This window comes from Burkholderia sp. Ap-955 (genome assembly GCF_011753045.1).
Taxonomy (GTDB): Bacteria; Pseudomonadota; Gammaproteobacteria; order Burkholderiales; family Burkholderiaceae; genus Burkholderia; species Burkholderia lata_D.
In genome coordinates, this window is the sequence record NZ_VWWH01000218.1 from 1 (window position 1) to 920 (window position 920).

1 protein-coding gene is annotated in these 920 nt (G+C 74.1%); it reads left to right on the plus strand.

The window, feature by feature from the left end; translation table 11 throughout:
* Positions 1 to 146 precede the first annotated feature (146 nt).
* On the plus strand, positions 147 to 920 hold a 774-nt coding region (locus F3J15_RS37415; RefSeq protein WP_166897840.1), incomplete at its 3' end, for a tetratricopeptide repeat protein.

Consider the following 920-nt stretch of genomic DNA (forward strand, 5'->3'; position numbering starts at 1 on the left):
TCTGCGCGGGCGTGACCGGCGCCCGCCGGGCGGCCGCGTGCGGCCCGTCGTGACGCGCGTGCCGCGCGGCTTCGCGCGGGCGTTAAGATGCGCGTATTGCGGTGCGCGCGACGCGTGCCGTGCCACCGCTAGCCGACTCCGACTGCATGGACGATCCGACCGATATCCTCATTCCGCTGCTTCCGCCCTTCCTCGCGCTGCTCGGGCAGGCCGCCGATGCGAAGGTGCGCGGCGAGCATGCCGCGCACGATCTGTGGCTCGCCGCCGCCGCGCATCTGCATGCGGTCGACGCCGATGCGCTCGCGCAACTCACCGGCGCGCTCGTCTCGCGGCAGCGTACGGCCGATGCGGTCGCGCTCGCCGAATGCGCGGCGCGCGTGCAGCCGGGCGCGACCGCGCACTTCAATCACGGCTACGCGCTGCAGATGGCGGGCCGGCACGCGGACGCCGTGGCGCCGTATCGCGCGGCGCTGGCGCTCGATGCCGACCGGCCATCGCTGCGCAACAACCTCGCGATCGCGCTGCGGCTGTCGGGTAGCGGCCGCGAGGAGGAGATCGCGCTGCTCGAAGCGGCGGTGCGCTTCGATCCACGCGACGTGCAGGCGTGGATCAATCTCGTCGTCGCGCGGCTCGCGACGCACGACCTGGACGCCGCGCTCGCGTGTGCGGCGCGGCTCGTCGAGCTCGCGCCCGACAACGCGCTCGCGATGAACAACGTCGCGCTGGCGATGAAGGAGGCGCAGCGCTGGGACGACGCCGAGCGCTACGCGGCGCGCGCGTGCGAGCTGGCGCCCGATGACGCGTCGTACCGTTTCAACCTGGCGATCATCCAGCTCGTGCGCGGCAATTACGCGGCCGGCTGGCGCGGCCACGAGGCGCGCTGGGACGGCGCGGGCGAGTTGCGCGGCCGCCGGCCGGTG